Origin of the sequence: Paraburkholderia sp. BL17N1 (assembly GCF_003634175.1) — a bacterium.
Classification (GTDB): Bacteria; Pseudomonadota; Gammaproteobacteria; order Burkholderiales; family Burkholderiaceae; genus Paraburkholderia.
On sequence record NZ_RBIW01000002.1, the window covers coordinates 1,365,904 to 1,382,240 of the forward strand.

The window sequence follows — 16,337 nt, forward strand, 5'->3', positions numbered from 1 at the left end:
AACGGTGAAGCACATCATTGCAGCCGGCTTGACGGCAATCTGCGCAACGACAGGCGCATGGGCGCAGAGCAGTGTGACGCTATACGGCAGCCTGGATGCCGGTGTCGCGTATATCAGCAATGTCGGCGGCCATTCGAAGTGGATGGAAGAACAGGGCAACATGCAGCCCGACCGCTGGGGCCTGAAAGGCGTGGAAGATCTGGGCGGCGGCCTGAAGACGATTTTCCAGTTGGAGAACGGCTTTTATACGAACACCGGCGCGTTCGCCAAAGCCGGCGTGCTGTTCAATCGCCAGGCGTTCGTCGGTCTGAGCTCGGACACGATCGGCACGCTGACACTTGGTCATCAGACGCCGTTCAGCTTCGATGTGCTGGGTCCGCTGAGCACGGCTTATCTGGCGGCAAGTTGGTACGCGTTCCACCCGGGCAATATCGACGAACTCGCCGACACGGGCGTGGTGCCGTTCGACAATTCGGTGAAATTCCGCTCGGCGAGTTTCAGCGGCTTCCAGGTCGGCGCGATGATGGGTCTCGGCAACACGACCAATTTCTCGACCGGCAAGACGCTGAGCTTTGCGCTTAGCTATGCGAACGGTCCGTTCAAGGCCGGCGCGACGTATGCGAACGAGCACAATCGCACGCCGTCGATCGTCACGACGGGCATCACCAACTTCCAGGGCGTGGCTGCAGCCAATTACACCGCGGACAAGGTCGAGAACATGGGGGCGGGCGCGTCATACCAGTTCGGCAAGCTGCTCGTGCACGGACTGTATACGCGCGTGAAACTGGAGTCGGGCGGCCACTCGGACACGTATCAGAGCTACGACGTCGGCGCGAATTACCAGTTCACGCCGTTCAACACCGTGGCTGGCGGCGCCGCGACGACGACGCTGGCGGGGCATCGCTGGACGCAGTTCGAAATCGGCGACATTTACGCGTTGTCGAAATCGACGCAGTTGTATGTGAACGCTCTGTACGAGCGTGCCGGTTCGAATACGGATGCGGCGTTCTTTACGGCGGGCGTGTCGAGTGGACGGAACCAGACGATCGTTCTGACTGGCATCCATCACTCGTTCTGAGTTTCTACTAAAACTGGTGGGGTTGTGCTCTGATGCGGCTAGTCCGGCTGCGAACGCAGCCAGACTAGCGCTGAAGCGAAAGCTGAAATAGCGCGGAATCAGCCCGCCGCCACCTGCTTGCGGCGCGCCTGAACCGCTGTCGGATCGTCCGGACGCGGCCGGTAGCTGAGTCGCTCGGACAGTTCGAGCGCCGCCTGGCAAACCGCGACGATAAGCGGCTCGCGCTCTTCGGTTTCGCCGATATCCGAACGCGGAATCGTGACGGTCAACGCCGCCGCGATCTTGCCGCTCTGGTCGCGCACGGGCGCGCTCACTACAGAAATACCGCGCTCGAACGACGCTTCGCTCAGCGCATAACCGAGCGCCGCGCTTTCGCGCACTCTTTCGTATAGTTCTTCAACCGTGGCCGGCGTGCGCTCGGTGAAACGTTCGAGTTGCGGTTCGGGATACAACTGCCGCAATTCCTCGAAGCTCAAGTCGCCCATCAACACCTGACCATGCACTGTGGCATGCGCCGGCAAGCGCGTGCCGACATGGACCTTCACCGAGCTGAACATGGGCGCATGGGTTTGCGCCTTGGCGACGAACACCACGTCGCGCTCATCGCGGATCAGCAGATGCGTGCTCAGGCCCGTGGCGTCGCGCAGGCGTTCGAGAATCGGCGTGCCGACATCGGTCAATTCGAGCGAACTCAGATATTCGAAACCGAGCCTCAGCACCGCGACGCTCAGGCGGAAATAGCGGTCGCCGTTGACGCGCTCGAGAAAGCCGAGCGCTTCGAGCGTCTGCAATAAACGGAATGTCGTGGTGCGCGGAATGCCGATGCGCTTGGACAATTCGGGCGCGCCGAGCACCGGCTCGCGCGCGCTGAACTCCGCCAGAATGCGCAGGCCGCGTTCGAGGCCCGGCACGAGATAAGTCGATCCGCCGGCGCTCTCTTCGTCGGTTGAATCCTGGGAGTCGGCGTCGTTTGCCTGGGCCCGCGGCAACGCGTCGTCCTGCGAAATCGACGCTGCCGCACCGCGTGGCTTCGCTTGCTTGCGTCCCGCTCCTGTCTGCTCTTCTTTTGCCATCTTGGCTGCCGTTTCTGCTGTTCATCAAGGTCAGATCAGCATGATAGCGCGTGGCGCGTCGCGGTTAACCATGCCAATTGCTGCACTGCCACCATTTCACGCGGTGCTATGCTTTTGAAGCGGTCCATTGCGCGAGGCCTCGCTGCCGCGCATTCGCTCCGCTCAAGCGTCGGGAGGCCACGCTCATGTCCGATTCCATTCAGATTCAGGTTGCCGACTCGCACCTTTATCCGGGCTGTGCGGTGCGCACCGCGCACTTGCCCGAACCGGCCCGAGCGGCGGCCGCCGTCGTCGAATTCGCGGATGGTTCCGGCGCCAATGCCACCTGCCACCGCCGCGCGCTCGACGAACTCGAACTGATGGTCGACCGCTATGCCACGCAAAAGCGTCACCCGGTCGACACGCGGCATTGGCTTCTGCTTGCCGTCGACGCGACACACAATAGTTGGCGCGTGAAGCGTAGACTCCCCTAGCCGGAGCCGTCCGGCCACCTCGAATCCGCAACCGGTGCCGCGCGCACGCCGCCCCGAGCAGCGCGCCTGCGTCCGTCACAGCCCTTTCGGAGCTTCCCGATGACCGACAACGACTCCAGCCTGCCGCCGAACGCCGATGACAACCCCGACGACCCCGACCGCCGCCGAGTCCTTACCGGCCTGGCAGCAGTCGGTATCGGACTGGCGCTGACGGGCTGCAAAACCGACCAAAGCATGTCGAGCACCGGCGCGCCGCGCAGCGCCGCCGACCTGCGTCTGGACGCCGCGCTTCACGATCAGGTGAAACACATCGTCGTGATCTACGCGGAGAACCGCAGCTTCGCAAACCTGTACGGCAACTTCCCCGGCGTTCAGCATCCGCTCGACGCCGTGAGCGCAGAACGTTATCTGCAACTCGACCGCGACGGCAAGACGCCGCTGCCGCGCTTGCCGGCCATCTGGGGCGGCCTCGTGCCGCAAGCCCAGGAAGTGGACGGCAAGCGCTACATGATCGGCCAGAAGGATATCGTCAATCTGCACAACCGCCCGTTCCATATCGCCGACGCGCAGGGCGCGCCGCTGCCGACCGGCGTGATCACGCGCGACCTCGTGCATCGCTTCTATCAGAACCAGATGCAGATCAACGCCGGCCGCAACAACCAGTTCGCCGCGTGGGGCGATTCCGGCGGCCTGGTGATGGGACACTACCGTAATTCCGCTGACACGCTGCGTCTGTGGAATCTCGCGCAGCAGTACACGCTGTGCGACAACTTTTTCATGGCGGCTTTCGGCGGCTCGTGGCTGAACCACATCTTCCTGATCTCGGCGCAGGCGCCGTTCTATCCCGACATTCAGAACAGCCCGGCGAAGAAGATGGTGTCCGTGGTCGACGGCGACGATCCCACCGGCACGCGGCTGAAGCAGGCGGAAGACTCGCCCGCCTCCGCGCTCGACGGTCCGCCGAAATTCGTCAACGACGGCGCGTTCACCGCCGACGGCTACGCCGTCAACACGATGGCGCCGCCCTATCAGCCGAGCAACGTGCGGCCGGCCGAAGGCGGCAATCCGGCCTTCGCGGACCTGTCGAATCCGCGCGTGCTGCCGCCGCAGAATTACGCGACGATCGGCGACCGGCTGACCGACAAGGGTGTCGACTGGGCCTGGTACAGCGGCGCGTGGCAGTACGCGTTGGAGCATCAGGATACCGGCGCGGTGCCCGACTTCCAGTATCACCATCAGCCGTTCAACTACTTCACGAATTACGCGCCGGGCACGGTGGCGCGGCGCAAATATCTGCGCGATGGCGGCCTCGGCAAGGACGCGTCGACCAACCATCTGATCGCGGATATCGATGCAGGACGCTTACCGACGGTCACGTTCTACAAGCCGCAAGGCGATCTGAACATGCACGCGGGTTACGCGGATGTCGCATCGGGCGATCGTCACATCGCGACGGTGATCGAGCATATTCAGCGTGGGCCGCAATGGGCAAACACGGTTGTGGTGGTCACCGTCGACGAGAACGGCGGCTGGTGGGATCACGTGTCGCCGCCGAAGGGCGATCGCTGGGGCCCGGGCTCGCGGATTCCCGCGCTGGTGATTTCGCCGCTGGCGAAGAAGGGTTACGTCGATCACACGGTGTACGACACCAACTCGATCCTTCGACTGATCAGCCGCGTGCACGGGCTCGCGCCGCTCGATGGCGTGGTGGCGCGCGATCGGGCATTCGCAAGCAACGGACTGGCGCCGCTGGGAGATTTGACGAGCACGCTGGATCTGGCCTGAACGCTTGAACGTTCGAAAGTTGAAACGCCTGCGGCGCGGCGAGGGCGTTTCAACTCGAATTACTGCGGCTTGGACTGCGCAGCGCCGTGCAGTTTTGCGACCACCGCATCGGCGATCTGTTGAGCCGTTTTCTTGATCGTCTTCTTCTCGTCGCCGCTCGCCATCACGAACTTGGCGGCGATCACGTACGGATTCAGTTTGATGGCCGCGCCCGGCATGCCTTTGCTGTCGGCTTCGTCGACGGCCTGATACAGCGGCGGCAAATCAGGCGTACCAAGGTTGTCGCACGACACCGCGACCTGAATGTCGTTCTGGCCGGCGCCGAATCCGACCATGGCGCGCCTGAGGCGATTGCCGTCGTCGACACTCAAGAACACGCCGCGCACTTGCCACCCGGAAGCCGGCAACGGTTGACCCGTCGCACTGCGGCGCGCGTCGACGCCCGCCTTTTTCAGATCGTCCGTTAGCGCTTCCGCCATTTCGTCCACGATATGTTTCGCATGGTCCTGCGGATTTTTGTCCTCGCCCATCGGTCCGGGTCCGCTCGGCAGCAAACCGCGCAGGCGGCGCACGCGTTGACCTGGTCCGCTGTCCGGCGTCACGTTCGCGACGTCCAGATCGAAGTCGGCGACATACACGACCGGCGCCGGCGCCGGGAACGGTGCACTGTCCGCCCCGGCGGCGTTGACGATGGCCGCCGTGCTCAGGCATCCCGCCATCACTGTGCAATGCAAAAATCGATGAAGCATGGCGTGCCTCCGCGAACGTCAACAGGACGCGGCTATCGTACAACCGTGCGCAACGTGCGTCCTTTTTTTTCGTACCTGATCGTGACGCGGTTTGCCTTGCATAACGCCCGTTGCAGCATAGACTGTTAAAGCACAACTTCGCAATTTGTACGGAACCCGCCATGCGACTGACCATCCTCATCAACGGTTCCGATCCCACCGTCAGCCATGATTACGCTGTGCTATGGCTCGACACCGACGAACACCGGTGGTCGAGAGAAGCACATCAAGGGATCGATCTGCCCCCGTGGGGCGAACTGCGCGACGATAACGGCGTGACCACTTTGTGTGCGCCCAGCACGGATGCGCCGCTGTGCACGCTGCGCGGATTACACGTGGACCGCAAGCAGCGCGTGAGCGCCGCGCAAGGCGCCGCGGCATGGACCGCCCTGCCGACGCGCGCGCAGACCAGCGGCTTCTGGCGCTTGCAAGCAGTGGACCGCCAACAGGTCCGCGCCGAACACAGCGTGTTCGACAATTAGGTTTTAGCACTCATTTTTATCGGTCTAAATTTCCGTGCGCGAGCGGCGCTCCGCTAGCGCATGGGTCATTTTGTCCGTGCGTTCGTACGCCGCGTTTTTGATTCCCTCATTGCGATTTCGTCGCTCGCGCATTTAAGGTCGCCTTAAGTTTGCGTGAGTAGAGTTGAAAGTCCACGCATTAGGGTCGCTGCAAGGCGGCCCGTTTTTTTTGGTGCGGCGAGATGTGAGACGTTGCCGTGCGCGCCGTGCGGCGGCATCGTTTTCATGACAGCGCTCAACGCCCGAATCCGTTTTCTCCTCCAGTGTTTTCCTGTATTTCACGTCGCGCGGGACGGGCTCGCAACGCTATACTTGCGCCCCCGATCCCTCGACTGACTGACACATGAAGAAGTGGTTTGCCTATCTGTTGTTCGTCGTTGCCGCTCACGCCAGCGCAGCGCCTTCCTGCACTCAATTCACATCGAATGCGCAATGGCCGGTTCTGAGCAATCAGAAGATGGCGTCGAAAACGCGCATGCTTTGCTATAGCGATTTCGCGGTTCTGCATTCGGGCATCACGCACGGTCCGCTGTGGTCCGCCGAGCATCTGACGCGCGATCATATCGAGGCCGCCAAAGACATGGTGCGCACCAACAAGTTCTTCGAAGACGCGCGCCTGCCGGACGGTGAAGGCCCCACGCTCGCGGACTACAAACGCAGCGGATTCGACCGCGGTCATATGAGCCCGGCAGGCAATCGCTGGAATCAGGAAGCGATGGCACAATCGTTCTCGCTGGCCAATGTCGTGCCGCAAAACCGCGAGAACAATCAGCGCCTGTGGGCGCGCATTGAAACGTCGGTGCGCAAAATCGCAGTGTCGTACGACGATACCTATGTGGTCACCGGCCCGATCTTCAACGGCCAGCAGTTGCAGACTATCGGACCGACGGGCGTATTCGTGCCGACGCAGTTGTTCAAGGCGATCTACGTGCCTTCGCGAAAGATGGCGTTCGCCGTGGTAGTGGACAACGTCTCGACGAATCGTTACGACATCAAGACGATTCACGAACTTGAAGCAGCATCGGGCATCCGTTTTCCGGGCATTCCGGAGAACCTCAAAGATCAGCGACCGGGAGGACTGAAAGGTGTTTAAACCCTATTCGAATGACGACGACGTGCTCAACATTCAAGGCGATGCGTTGACCGTGAGTAACGGCACGACGCGCATCGTGCTGAACGGCACGCTGGAGCTGACGCAGGATCAGCGCGGACTGAAGGCCGCATTGGCACTGAAAGACGCTGTAGATACGATCGTGGCCAGCTTGCAGGCGCAGAGCAATTTGCCCGCGAAGGTCAAGGATGAACCGGATGCGAAGCCGGGCGTCGTGCAGAACCCGTTCAATTAGTCACGCAAAGCGCCGGCCACCGGCGCGATGCATTTTATTCGTGCGAGCGGCCGGCCCTCATCTTGTGTTTCGCAGTTCGATCAAAGCCAAGCGAATCCGCTCCACGACCTCGGGCCACCCTCTGCCTTGTTCCCGAAACAGGCGAGCAGAGGGAAACCACGGACTGTCTTCCCGTTCGAGGTGCCATCTCCAGTCGCCCAGCATGGGCAGCATTAGCCACAGCGGCCTACCCATCGCGCCCGCCAGATTGGCCGCCGATGTGTCCACGCTAATGACCAGGTCCAGCGCGTCCATCAGTTTTGCCGTATCGCCAAATGAACGAAGACCAGGTCCGAGATCATGCACGTTGCGCAAGCGCATGGCGTAGTCGGCGGCTTCGTCTTCGCCTTGGCCCTTCTGCATGATGTAGAACTCCACGTCTTCGAGCGCGAAGAGCGGATCGAGACAGCTGAGCGACGGCAGCGATCTGGCAGCGTCGTTCTCGTGCGTCGGCGCACCTTTGAAGATCACGCCAACTTTCAATGCCTGCAGATTGCCCGGCAAGGCCATCGGTGTGTGCGCGACGCCCGCCCGCAGATACGGCACCACGTCCGGCAAATGATCGATGTCGAGAGATGCCCACACCGGGATCGCATGCGGATAGACCCAATAGTCATGAATCGGCAGTAGCGGCGCATCTTCGACGGAGCAGATCGCCGCGGCCTCGCCCGAGGCCCTGAACAATTCGACGAGCGGCGCCTGACATATCACCGTCACCCGCACCGCCCCGTAACGTTCGCGAAAAATCCGCGCAAACCGAAAAAAGAAAATCTCGTCACCCAGCCCGAATTCGCTCCAGATAACGATCGATTTGCCTTCGAGCGACTCGCCGCGCCAGTTTGCATAAGCCGGCGGCGCCACGGTAGTCCGGCCTCGCCAATCCGAGCCGTCGAACAGCGCCTCACGTCGACGAAAACCCTCGGTGAGTTTGCCGACAGCAATCAGCATCAGTGCGTTGAAGAGTCGAGGCAAGCGCTCGTTCGGGAGTCGTCGGACGCTCTCGTCCCATAAGTCCTCCAGTTGATCGCAAAGACCCCGACGCACCAGTTCAAGGTTGATGTGAAAGTAGGTCTGGAGTCGATACGGATACAGTCTTAGCGTCTCTTGGCAAAGGTCCAGCATTGCCGAATCGGTTTCCGCACTCGGCATGGCAGTGACCAGGTCGAAGAGTCGAGGCACATCGCGCTTGCGCAGCACTATTTCTATCGCGTACGCGGCCGCCTGATGCTGTCTGTCAGCGAAACCCTCTTGCCGGTTCTCGCCGAACTCGCAGAGAACGCAAAAGCGTTCGCGCGATGAAACAGCCGAAGCATCGTTCACCAGGTCGAGCGCATTCGCGGAACCCGCGATCGCCAGGTCAGGCCGATGCGGGGTGAAGGTGCGTTCATGATCGACGTCCGTCAGGGTGGGCGAGAGTATTTCTTCGCCGCGAGAATCGGTCGGCAACGTCAAAATCAGATAACCGCCGGGCTTGATGAGTTCGATCCACCTGGCAAGCACTTGATGAGGATTGGCGAAACGCCCAAGGCAGTCTGAATGAACGAAATCAAGTACATCGGCTGGCGCGTCGTCCATATAGATAACGTCACGCTCATTCACGTTCCAGGCGATCAGTTGTTCGATGCGAGGAAAAAGATCCGCGTAGCCGAAATCGGAATCACGCCCGGTGCCCATGTCCAGGCCGACGCCAGAGAAGTAGCCCTGCAGAAATGCCGGATCCTGCGAGCGCCGCTGCGCGAGTTTGAGTGACGGGTTCATCTGGTGTATCGCCCAAGTTAGATGAGAAGTCAGGCCGCCCGGTTGACGGGGAGGCAGATGATATTCCGCCGGTAAAAACTCCTATATCACAATATAGATATCGCCTTGGGTGCGAACAAGCGAGTTTCCAACTTGTAGCCGCGGCGCAAGCCGAAGGGCCGAAACTGCTTCGGCATCCCCAATATGTTTCAGCGGTTACGTTTTGTCACCAGAGCGACGTCAACTCCTGTCTTCCCGTCAACGTTAAACCGGCAGCGCTGAAACATTTCAGCCGCGACACAAGAATCAACCGGTTAAAACCAGGAGTTAAACCATGAAGACGCTTTTCGCCGCTCTCGCTTCCGCTCTGCTCGTGTCGACCGCTTTCGCTCAAACGGCCGCACCGTCCGCCGCGCAGCCCGCGCAAACGCAACCCGCCGGCCAGGCGAACCTGAAGGCGAGCACCGCCGTTCAAACGGGCGCCACGGACGACGGCGCCGCAGCAACGAAGGCGCCGGCCAAAGCCGCGACCAAAGCGCACGTCAAGAAGACGTCCGCCCATCACACGGCAAAAGCCCACAAGACCACGAAGAAGGCCGCGGCTGAAACGAGCGCCGCCACGACTAAAACGGAGGGCGCGAAAGAGGCCAGCAATGCCCCGGTAAAAGCCGACGGCGCAAAGACCGACACGACAAAAACGCAATAACACGTGATCGGTTTCGGCACGCACCGGCCAGGCATGTATAGGTAATCGAAGCCGAACTGTGCCGTTCAGGGAGGGCGAGTCATATGACTCGCCTTTTTTTATGCGCGGTTCATATCGCGTCGAGTGTGTCGGCTTCCGGCAACCCCGTATGATTTTTCCAACGCACACCCCAATTTTTGCACCGCGTTTACCCGCAGACGTCTAATCTCGAACTGTCTTGATCAACCATGGCGTCGACGAACGCCACATCACATGGCTCTCACGCAATCAATCGACAGTTTCTCTATTCACCCGCTCAACGAGCCGCACGTTCAGCGCAACAACGTCATTCCCTTCCTCGCGGCACGCGTCCGCTTGCAGATAACGCTGCCTCATCGACCGCAGGAGCTCTCCGGCACCCAGCTTCGCGCCCTGCTCCATTCTCCTCTTGGTGTTTATGTCGTCGCCACGCAGGCGGTTCGCCAGGAAATTCGCGTGCAACTCGACATCGCTCCCGACGACCTCGACTTCACACTGCACACACTGATCTCGACACTTCCCGCCGCGATGATCGGACCGTTGAGGCGCCGCAGCGCGGCCGTGATGGCGCGCTAATCATGTTCTCAGGGATCTGATCGACGCATTGCAGCGTCTCGCGGACTACTCGTCGCGATCAATCCCCCACGGGATTCAACTCAGCCAATACCGCCAGCTTCTGCACATCGGCAATTTCGATTTCCGCATAACCGAGCTTCAGCGCGCCTTGCGTTTCGAACTGCTTCAGCACCTGGTTGATCGTCTGCCGGGACAGCGCCAGCATCATCGCGAGATCTTCTTGTGGGACTTTGAGCACGCGCCGCAATGCACCGGGCTCGCCGTAACCACCCGCCATCAATAACAAGCGGCGCGCCACGCGCTGCGCCGCGGGCAGCAACGCGGCCTCTTCGATCGCGTCGAAAGCAAGACGCAGCTTTTGCGTCAACAGCAGACCGAACAGATGCCAATAAGCGGGTGTGCGTTCCAGTAGCGCGACGAGTGCGGCGCGCGGCACATGAAACAGCTCGGAATCGCGTTCGGCATACGCGTCGTGGGTTCGCGGCCGGTTGTCGAACAGCGCGATCTCGCCGAACCAGTTCACCGGCTCGATGACGGCAAGCAAAGCCTCCTTGCCCGCCGAACTGGCCGCGCCGATTCTCACCAGGCCATCGAGCACGCAATAGACGCCGTCGTCGGAATCGCCGCGCGTGAAGAGCCGCTGGCCGGCGGCGAGCCGTTCGACACGTCCCGCTTCGATCAACTGCGCCTGCATGGCAGCCGGCGTCGAGCGAAACCACCCGCTGCGTCCTAACAGCGCGGCAAGCTCATTCGATGGAAAACTCGCATTCATAGAACGGCGCTCGTGCCCGATTGTCGGCTACCCGATGGTTTCAAATTCCGCTGCCCGCGATTATGCTGACTTTGACAGAGGAGCGGCATCCATGAGAACGCTGACGCAACAGCTCACGCAATACGCGGCCTACCATCGTGACCGGCGCAATATCGCCACGCATTTCATCGGCATTCCGATGATCGTGCTGGCCCTGGCGGTATTGTTGAGCCGGCCTGCTTTCGTTGTCGATGCCTGGCCGCTGACGCTATCGCCGGCGTGGGTTCTATTCGTCGCGGCCACGCTGTATTACCTCGTGCTCGACGTGCCGCTCGGCGTGATGATGGCCTTCGTGTCCGCGCTCTGCGTCGCGTTCGGCCAGTGGACAGCCACGCAATCCACGTTGATGTGGCTCGTGATCGGCGTCGGGCTCTTTCTGGTCGGCTGGGTGTTTCAGTTCATCGGGCACGTTGCCTACGAACATCGCAAGCCTGCCTTTGTGGACGATGTGATCGGCCTGCTGATCGGACCGCTGTTCGTGCTGGCCGAAGTGTTGTTCGGCTTCGGCTGGCGGCCCGCACTGCGCGCAGCAATCGAAGCGCAAGCCGGTCCGACGCGTCTCAACGCGGACCGTACGGCGGCGCATCGCTAGAGCGCGCCGCCGCTTCGTCGACGGCTCATTCGCCGCGGCGCAGCCCGCTCAGTTCGGTGCGAGACGAATGAGGCGCACGCTATGCAATGCCGTCAGCGCGACCGCGATCCAGATGGGAACGTAGGTCGCCAACTGCGCGACGCTCAGCGTTTCGCCAAGCAACGTGATCGAGATCAGCACCAGCAACACCGGTTCGACATAGCCGAGAATGCCGAACAATGCGACCGGCAACAACCGGCTCGCCTTGAGATACGACGCCAGCGCAATGGTGCTCAGCGCGCCGAGGCCCGGCAACAGTAGCCACCACCGATCCGGATGGCCGGCGATCATCGCCAGCGAGCCGCCGTTGAAAACCAGCACGATTGCCGGCGGCAACAGTAGCGCCATTTCCACGGTGAACATCGCGAGTGAGTCGTGATTGATCTTGCGACGCAAAACGAAATACGGCGGATAGCCGAGCGAAACCAGCAAGGTCGGCCACGAAAATGCGCCCGTCACCCACAGTTCATGGCCGACACCGACCGCCGCGCACGCAACAGCGAGCCACTGCAAACGGTCCAGACGCTCATGATAATAAAAGCGCCCGACAAGCACCATCGCCAGCGGAAGGAGGAAATAGCCGAGCGAGACTTCGAGCATCCGGCCATGTAGAGGCGCCCACAGAAATACCCACAGTTGCGCGCCAAGCAACGCCGCGCTCACGATCATCGCCAAGCCGAGTTTCGGGGCGGTCACCATACGGTAAAGAAGCTGCCGCAGAATGGGCAGGCGCTTTCTCAATGCCACCAGCAACAGCGCGCCCGGCACGGTCAGGACGACACGCCAGGCGAAAATGTCGAGGCCGCTTAGCGGCGCGAGCAGGGTTGCGTAAGCGGACAGTAATGCAAAGGTCGTGGTCGCGCACACCGACAACGCGATCCCGCGCTTCAGGGCATACTGATTCATCGAGCGCCCCGTTGGGCAGTCGCTTCGAGACGCGACACCGGCGCGTGCGCGGGCGAGGTTGTTTGCAGTGCAGCATGCGGCCGCCCGGCATTCGTTGTTGTCATTGGAAATGGAATCTCATAAGCGGGCAGCGCGTGTCCAGCACTGTATTTTTGCTTTCGATAAACGATATGAAGGCGGCATTCTAGACGGGTTATCCGTTCGCGGCTCCGCGTAGGGGCCGCGCGCTGTCAACAATCAGCGGAAATTATTCCGTGCGCATCGCGCGTCGATGGACTAGAACATAACTTCATGTGCGGCCGACCACGCCAGTCTTTTCACCGGCGACGCCTCACATCATTTCGCGCCAAGCGGCTGAAGCGCGAATCTTGCTACCTAGTCTTGCGACGCTGCATTACCGTTCGCAACGCCCCCAAGGAGGTCCCCTCGGGGACAGCATGTGCAGCATCCCTGAGCCAGGCCGGCGATGACAGTCCTACGGACCGAGCCCGACCTTCTTCTCCACGGCACGCCTCAACTGCGTTCATCGCGCGTGCCGCCGCCCGGCAGCATCCCGCTCATCGAATGTGACTACTGGAGCCAGCATGACCCAGCCAGCCCTATCGCACGACGCATCGCCCGACCTACGCTTCGCCTTTGCCGCCGACGTTCGCGCCGGCCTCACCCATACGCCGCAGAAAGAGCTGCCGTCCAAGTATCTGTATGACGAAGTGGGCTCCGCGCTGTTCGAAGTGATTACCGTGTTGCCGGAATACGGCGTGACGCGCGCGGAGGAACGCCTGCTTACCAAACACGCCGCGGACATCGTCGCGCACTTGCCACATGACGTGACGGTCGCCGAACTCGGCAGCGGCAGCGGCCGTAAAACACGGCGCATTCTGGAAGCGCTGTGTAAAAAGCGCCCTACTTCTTACTGTCCGATTGAAATTTCGCGCAGTGCATTGCAGTTGTGCAGGCGCGAACTCGGCGACATCGAGCGTATTTCGATTGTCGGTTATGAACGCGATTACCTGGCCGGCCTTGCTGAAGTGAGCAAGCAGCGCGCGTCGGACGAGCGGTTACTTGTGCTGTTTCTTGGCAGTACGATCGGTAATTTCGGCAGACTCGCGGCAACACGTTTCCTGCGCGATATCCGCAACATGCTCGCCCCCGGCGACGCGTTGCTGCTCGGCACGGACCTGATCAAGCCGACGCCCGTCCTGGTGGCCGCCTATGACGACTCGATCGGCGTCACCGCGTCGTTCAATCTGAACCTGCTGGCGCGCATCAATCGCGAACTCGACGGCGACTTTCCGCTCGAGGCCTTCGAGCACGTCGCGCGCTTCAACCCGGACGCGCGCAGCATCGAAATGCATCTGCGAGCCAAGCGCGACATCACCGCGCACGTGGGCGCGGCGCAATTGACGGTGTCGCTCAAGGCGGGCGAAACGATCTGGACCGAGAGCAGCCACAAATATCGCGCGGAAGAAATGCCCGCGATTGCCGACGACGCCGGCTTCCTGTGCAGCCATCAATGGATCGAAGACGAATGGGGCTTTGCGGAGAGCCTGCTGCTGGCGCGTTGAGCGCGCTGGGCCGCTGACGGACGCACGGTCACGCAAACACGGCAAGGCGGCGCGCCATCGCGCATGATGGCGCGCCGCCTTTTGTTTTGCGTGATTCGCGCGTTCTACGTGCTGCCGCTCAGTGCTGCTCGAAACGTTCGTAACGCTTTTCGGTCGCGCGCTCTTCGCCGGCCACCTCGGTCACGCGCGCCGCCGGCGGCCCGTGACGCAACCACGACAGCATCCGGTCGACCTGGTTGGCCGAGCCCTGCAACATCGCTTCGACAGAGCCGTCGTCGAGATTCGCCACCCATCCCTTGATACCGAGCGCATGCGCCTGCCGCACAGTCGCGTGGCGGAAGCCGACGCCCTGCACAGTGCCGCGCACGCGCACGTAATACGTTTCGATCCGCTGATCCAGATCCGGGGCCATGCCGTCCTCTCTTCGCATACTTTCAAGCCGGCATTCTAGTCGCGTCCCGGCGAGCTTGCTCGGCAAAGCGCGCATCTGATTGTTCGCAGGGGACCGCCGGCGCGACACACGGCGCGCGCGCCACGTACAATCCGTCGACTGTCACGCGGGAAATGGAAACAGAATGACCGAACAGAATCGCGATCTCGTGCTCGTGACCGGCGCCTCCGGCTTCGTCGGCTCGTCGGTGGCGCGCATCGCGCAACAGAAGGGTTTCAAGGTGCGTGTGCTGGTGCGCGCCACCAGTCCGCGTCAGAACGTCGAGTCGCTGGACGCGGAAATCGTGATCGGCGATATGCGCGACGAAGCGTCGATGCGCCACGCGCTGCGCGGCGTGCGCTATCTGCTGCACGTGGCCGCCGACTATCGGCTGTGGGCGCCTGACCCGAGCGAGATCGAGCGCTCGAACCTCGAAGGCACCGAAGCGACCATGCGCGCGGCGCTGAAGGAAGGCGTCGAGCGCATTGTCTACACGAGCAGCGTGGCCACGCTGAAAGTGACCAGCTCCGGCCAGTCCGCCGACGAAACCTCGCCGCTCAAAGCCGATCAGGCGATTGGCGTGTACAAACGCAGCAAGGTGCTGGCCGAACGCGCGGTGGAGCGGATGATCGCCGAAGACGGCTTGCCGGCGGTGATCGTCAATCCCTCCACGCCGATCGGACCGCGCGACGTCAAGCCGACCCCGACGGGACGCATCATCGTGGAAGCGGCGCTCGGCAAGATTCCGGCGTTCGTCGATACGGGCCTGAATCTCGTGCACGTGGATGACGTCGCGGCCGGCCATTTCCTCGCGCTCGAACGCGGAAAGATCGGCGAGCGCTATATTCTCGGCGGCGAAAATCTGCCGCTTCAGCAGATGCTCGCGGATATCGCGGCGCTGACCGGCCGCAAGGCACCGACGCTAAGTCTGCCGCGCTGGCCGCTCTATCCGCTGGCCATGGGTGCCGAAGCAGTCGCCAAGATCACGAAACGCGAACCGTTCGTCACCGTCGACGGCTTGAAAATGTCGAAGAACAAGATGTATTTCACGTCGGCGAAAGCGGAACGCGAACTCGGCTATCGCGCACGGCCCTATCGCGAGGGCTTGAGCGACGCACTCGACTGGTTCAGGCAAGCGGGCTATCTGAAGCAGTAATCTGCATGAACAAGCGGCCTGTGTCCCGCAAGCCGGCTCGGCCGCAAGCATTTTGTTACAACGTCACTGTGTTAGCGACAGGTAAAAGCCTACGCGCAGCAGTTAAAATCGTGGGTCTTACCAGAGAAAAGCTCGCATGAATCTTCACGAACAGCTCGGCGCACTGGAAATGGGCGTCGATCAGCTCATTCAGGCTGTCGTGGCCCCGCTGGCCGAAAACATTCCCGAGACACCCGCAGAGAACGCCGCGCCGCCAGCGTCTGCATCCGCGGATCACGTCGCGTCCGAATCCAATGCAAATGCGGCTGAGACCGAGGCGGCCGTCGTCGAAGGTGAGGCGCCGGCCCCGCAGCTTCAGCCCACGCTCGAAATTAATCGCCCCGCGCAGAACGAGATCACCATGACGATCGGCGGCCAGACCGTCGCGTTGCGCGCGGAGCAGATCGGCCAACTGATCGAGGAGCTGTCGAACGCGCGCGCGTCGATGACGCCGGAACCGCCGCCGGGCATTCCGCCAGGCTGGCGCTTCGTGTCCACCAAGAATCCGGTCATGGCGGTGCAGAAACAGTCGAATGGCGACCGTCTGCTGGTCATGCGCCACACCGGCCACGGCTGGGTGCCGTTCACGTTTTCGCCCGACATGGTGATCCAGCTTTACATGATGCTCACCAAGTAAAAAAGCGGCGCCCGATGAGCGC

20 protein-coding genes are annotated in these 16,337 nt (G+C 61.7%); 14 read left to right on the plus strand and 6 right to left on the minus strand.

What is annotated here, in order from left to right; genetic code table 11:
- Positions 1-4 precede the first annotated feature (4 nt).
- Positions 5-1,078, plus strand: a complete 1,074-nt coding sequence (locus B0G82_RS26085) for a porin (protein WP_121309526.1) — start codon at positions 5-7, stop codon at positions 1,076-1,078.
- Positions 1,079-1,176: 98 nt separating this feature from the next.
- Here B0G82_RS26085 and B0G82_RS26090 read toward each other — a convergent pair whose 3' ends face one another.
- On the minus strand, positions 1,177-2,151 hold the full coding sequence (locus tag B0G82_RS26090; RefSeq protein WP_121309527.1) for an IclR family transcriptional regulator: 975 nt from the start codon (positions 2,149-2,151) through the stop codon (positions 1,177-1,179).
- A gap of 185 nt (positions 2,152-2,336) precedes the next feature.
- On the opposite strand from B0G82_RS26090, the gene B0G82_RS26095 reads away from it, so the two are divergent.
- A complete protein-coding gene (locus B0G82_RS26095) occupies positions 2,337-2,624 on the plus strand; it encodes a hypothetical protein (RefSeq protein ID WP_116123884.1) in 288 nt (95 codons plus the stop codon).
- A gap of 99 nt (positions 2,625-2,723) precedes the next feature.
- Entirely contained in the window at positions 2,724-4,409 is a 1,686-nt protein-coding gene (locus B0G82_RS26100; protein ID WP_121309528.1) for an acid phosphatase, read from the plus strand.
- Positions 4,410-4,468: 59 nt separating this feature from the next.
- Here B0G82_RS26100 and B0G82_RS26105 read toward each other — a convergent pair whose 3' ends face one another.
- Complete coding sequence (locus tag B0G82_RS26105) at positions 4,469-5,158, minus strand: DUF4410 domain-containing protein (protein ID WP_121309529.1); 690 nt, start codon at positions 5,156-5,158, stop codon at positions 4,469-4,471.
- Between the two features lie 161 nt (positions 5,159-5,319).
- Here B0G82_RS26105 and B0G82_RS26110 point away from each other — a divergent pair, with 161 nt between their 5' ends.
- The 3 genes from B0G82_RS26110 (at position 5,320) to B0G82_RS26120 (ending at position 7,064) form a co-directional block, all read left to right on the plus strand.
- Entirely contained in the window at positions 5,320-5,679 is a 360-nt protein-coding gene (locus B0G82_RS26110) for a DUF3564 domain-containing protein (protein ID WP_116146569.1), read from the plus strand.
- 382 nt (positions 5,680-6,061) lie between these two features.
- Positions 6,062-6,811, plus strand: coding sequence for a DNA/RNA non-specific endonuclease (locus tag B0G82_RS26115; RefSeq protein WP_121309530.1), 750 nt, complete (start codon positions 6,062-6,064; stop codon positions 6,809-6,811).
- Positions 6,804-7,064, plus strand: a complete 261-nt coding sequence (locus tag B0G82_RS26120) for a hypothetical protein (protein WP_116146572.1) — start codon at positions 6,804-6,806, stop codon at positions 7,062-7,064. Before B0G82_RS26115 ends, B0G82_RS26120 begins: the two co-directional genes overlap by 8 nt.
- A 57-nt stretch (positions 7,065-7,121) precedes the next feature.
- Here B0G82_RS26120 and B0G82_RS26125 read toward each other — a convergent pair whose 3' ends face one another.
- The gene (locus B0G82_RS26125) at positions 7,122-8,300 is read right to left on the minus strand and encodes a methyltransferase type 11 (RefSeq protein WP_241974839.1); all 1,179 of its coding nucleotides are present in this window, start codon (positions 8,298-8,300) and stop codon (positions 7,122-7,124) included.
- A gap of 189 nt (positions 8,301-8,489) precedes the next feature.
- Here B0G82_RS26125 and B0G82_RS40650 point away from each other — a divergent pair, with 189 nt between their 5' ends.
- The 4 genes from B0G82_RS40650 to B0G82_RS26135 all read left to right on the plus strand — a co-directional run bounded on the left by B0G82_RS40650 (position 8,490) and on the right by B0G82_RS26135 (position 10,140).
- On the plus strand, positions 8,490-8,639 hold the full coding sequence (locus B0G82_RS40650) for a hypothetical protein (RefSeq protein ID WP_241974840.1): 150 nt from the start codon (positions 8,490-8,492) through the stop codon (positions 8,637-8,639).
- The gene (locus B0G82_RS40655) at positions 8,640-8,852 is read left to right on the plus strand and encodes a hypothetical protein (RefSeq protein ID WP_241974841.1); all 213 of its coding nucleotides are present in this window, start codon (positions 8,640-8,642) and stop codon (positions 8,850-8,852) included.
- Between the two features lie 322 nt (positions 8,853-9,174).
- Positions 9,175-9,546, plus strand: coding sequence for a hypothetical protein (locus B0G82_RS26130; RefSeq protein WP_121309532.1), 372 nt, complete (start codon positions 9,175-9,177; stop codon positions 9,544-9,546).
- Positions 9,547-9,798: 252 nt separating this feature from the next.
- Positions 9,799-10,140, plus strand: a complete 342-nt coding sequence (locus B0G82_RS26135; protein WP_121309533.1) for a hypothetical protein — start codon at positions 9,799-9,801, stop codon at positions 10,138-10,140.
- A gap of 58 nt (positions 10,141-10,198) precedes the next feature.
- Here B0G82_RS26135 and B0G82_RS26140 read toward each other — a convergent pair whose 3' ends face one another.
- Positions 10,199-10,912 carry a Crp/Fnr family transcriptional regulator gene (locus B0G82_RS26140; protein WP_121309534.1) on the minus strand — a complete coding sequence of 238 codons (714 nt, stop codon included), beginning with the start codon at positions 10,910-10,912 and terminating at the stop codon, positions 10,199-10,201.
- Positions 10,913-11,003: 91 nt separating this feature from the next.
- On the opposite strand from B0G82_RS26140, the gene B0G82_RS26145 reads away from it, so the two are divergent.
- Positions 11,004-11,543: an Mpo1-like protein gene (locus tag B0G82_RS26145; protein ID WP_116146579.1), complete on the plus strand. Its 540-nt coding sequence runs from the start codon at positions 11,004-11,006 to the stop codon at positions 11,541-11,543.
- 48 nt (positions 11,544-11,591) lie between these two features.
- Here B0G82_RS26145 and rarD read toward each other — a convergent pair whose 3' ends face one another.
- Positions 11,592-12,488, minus strand: a complete 897-nt coding sequence (gene rarD, locus B0G82_RS26150; RefSeq protein ID WP_116122794.1) for an EamA family transporter RarD — start codon at positions 12,486-12,488, stop codon at positions 11,592-11,594.
- A 584-nt stretch (positions 12,489-13,072) separates the two neighbouring features.
- Between rarD and egtD the strand changes: the two genes are divergently transcribed.
- Positions 13,073-14,053, plus strand: coding sequence for an L-histidine N(alpha)-methyltransferase (gene egtD, locus B0G82_RS26155; RefSeq protein WP_121309535.1), 981 nt, complete (start codon positions 13,073-13,075; stop codon positions 14,051-14,053).
- 118 nt (positions 14,054-14,171) lie between these two features.
- On the opposite strand, the gene B0G82_RS26160 is transcribed toward egtD, so the two are convergent.
- Positions 14,172-14,465 carry an acylphosphatase gene (locus tag B0G82_RS26160; RefSeq protein ID WP_012428825.1) on the minus strand — a complete coding sequence of 98 codons (294 nt, stop codon included), beginning with the start codon at positions 14,463-14,465 and terminating at the stop codon, positions 14,172-14,174.
- Positions 14,466-14,628: 163 nt separating this feature from the next.
- Here B0G82_RS26160 and hpnA point away from each other — a divergent pair, with 163 nt between their 5' ends.
- A complete protein-coding gene (gene hpnA, locus B0G82_RS26165) occupies positions 14,629-15,639 on the plus strand; it encodes a hopanoid-associated sugar epimerase (RefSeq protein WP_121309536.1) in 1,011 nt (336 codons plus the stop codon).
- Between the two features lie 136 nt (positions 15,640-15,775).
- A complete protein-coding gene (locus B0G82_RS26170; protein WP_106281465.1) occupies positions 15,776-16,315 on the plus strand; it encodes a hypothetical protein in 540 nt (179 codons plus the stop codon).
- Positions 16,316-16,337: the final 22 nt, after the last annotated feature.

Bases quoted from the DNA above. Each gene is read 5' to 3' on its own strand.
- B0G82_RS26135 (WP_121309533.1), top strand. From the start codon at position 9,799: ATGGCTCTCACGCAATCAATCGACAGTTTCTCTATTCACCCGCTCAAC.
- hpnA (WP_121309536.1), top strand. From the start codon at position 14,629: ATGACCGAACAGAATCGCGATCTCGTGCTCGTGACCGGCGCCTCCGGC.
- rarD (WP_116122794.1), bottom strand. From the start codon at position 12,488: ATGAATCAGTATGCCCTGAAGCGCGGGATCGCGTTGTCGGTGTGCGCG.
- B0G82_RS40650 (WP_241974840.1), top strand. From the start codon at position 8,490: ATGATCGACGTCCGTCAGGGTGGGCGAGAGTATTTCTTCGCCGCGAGA.
- B0G82_RS26095 (WP_116123884.1), top strand. From the start codon at position 2,337: ATGTCCGATTCCATTCAGATTCAGGTTGCCGACTCGCACCTTTATCCG.
- B0G82_RS26100 (WP_121309528.1), top strand. From the start codon at position 2,724: ATGACCGACAACGACTCCAGCCTGCCGCCGAACGCCGATGACAACCCC.
- B0G82_RS26160 (WP_012428825.1), bottom strand. From the start codon at position 14,465: ATGGCCCCGGATCTGGATCAGCGGATCGAAACGTATTACGTGCGCGTG.
- egtD (WP_121309535.1), top strand. From the start codon at position 13,073: ATGACCCAGCCAGCCCTATCGCACGACGCATCGCCCGACCTACGCTTC.
- B0G82_RS26130 (WP_121309532.1), top strand. From the start codon at position 9,175: ATGAAGACGCTTTTCGCCGCTCTCGCTTCCGCTCTGCTCGTGTCGACC.
- B0G82_RS26115 (WP_121309530.1), top strand. From the start codon at position 6,062: ATGAAGAAGTGGTTTGCCTATCTGTTGTTCGTCGTTGCCGCTCACGCC.
- B0G82_RS26110 (WP_116146569.1), top strand. From the start codon at position 5,320: ATGCGACTGACCATCCTCATCAACGGTTCCGATCCCACCGTCAGCCAT.
- B0G82_RS26145 (WP_116146579.1), top strand. From the start codon at position 11,004: ATGAGAACGCTGACGCAACAGCTCACGCAATACGCGGCCTACCATCGT.
- B0G82_RS26090 (WP_121309527.1), bottom strand. From the start codon at position 2,151: ATGGCAAAAGAAGAGCAGACAGGAGCGGGACGCAAGCAAGCGAAGCCA.
- B0G82_RS40655 (WP_241974841.1), top strand. From the start codon at position 8,640: ATGAACGAAATCAAGTACATCGGCTGGCGCGTCGTCCATATAGATAAC.
- B0G82_RS26105 (WP_121309529.1), bottom strand. From the start codon at position 5,158: ATGCTTCATCGATTTTTGCATTGCACAGTGATGGCGGGATGCCTGAGC.
- B0G82_RS26140 (WP_121309534.1), bottom strand. From the start codon at position 10,912: ATGAATGCGAGTTTTCCATCGAATGAGCTTGCCGCGCTGTTAGGACGC.
- B0G82_RS26170 (WP_106281465.1), top strand. From the start codon at position 15,776: ATGAATCTTCACGAACAGCTCGGCGCACTGGAAATGGGCGTCGATCAG.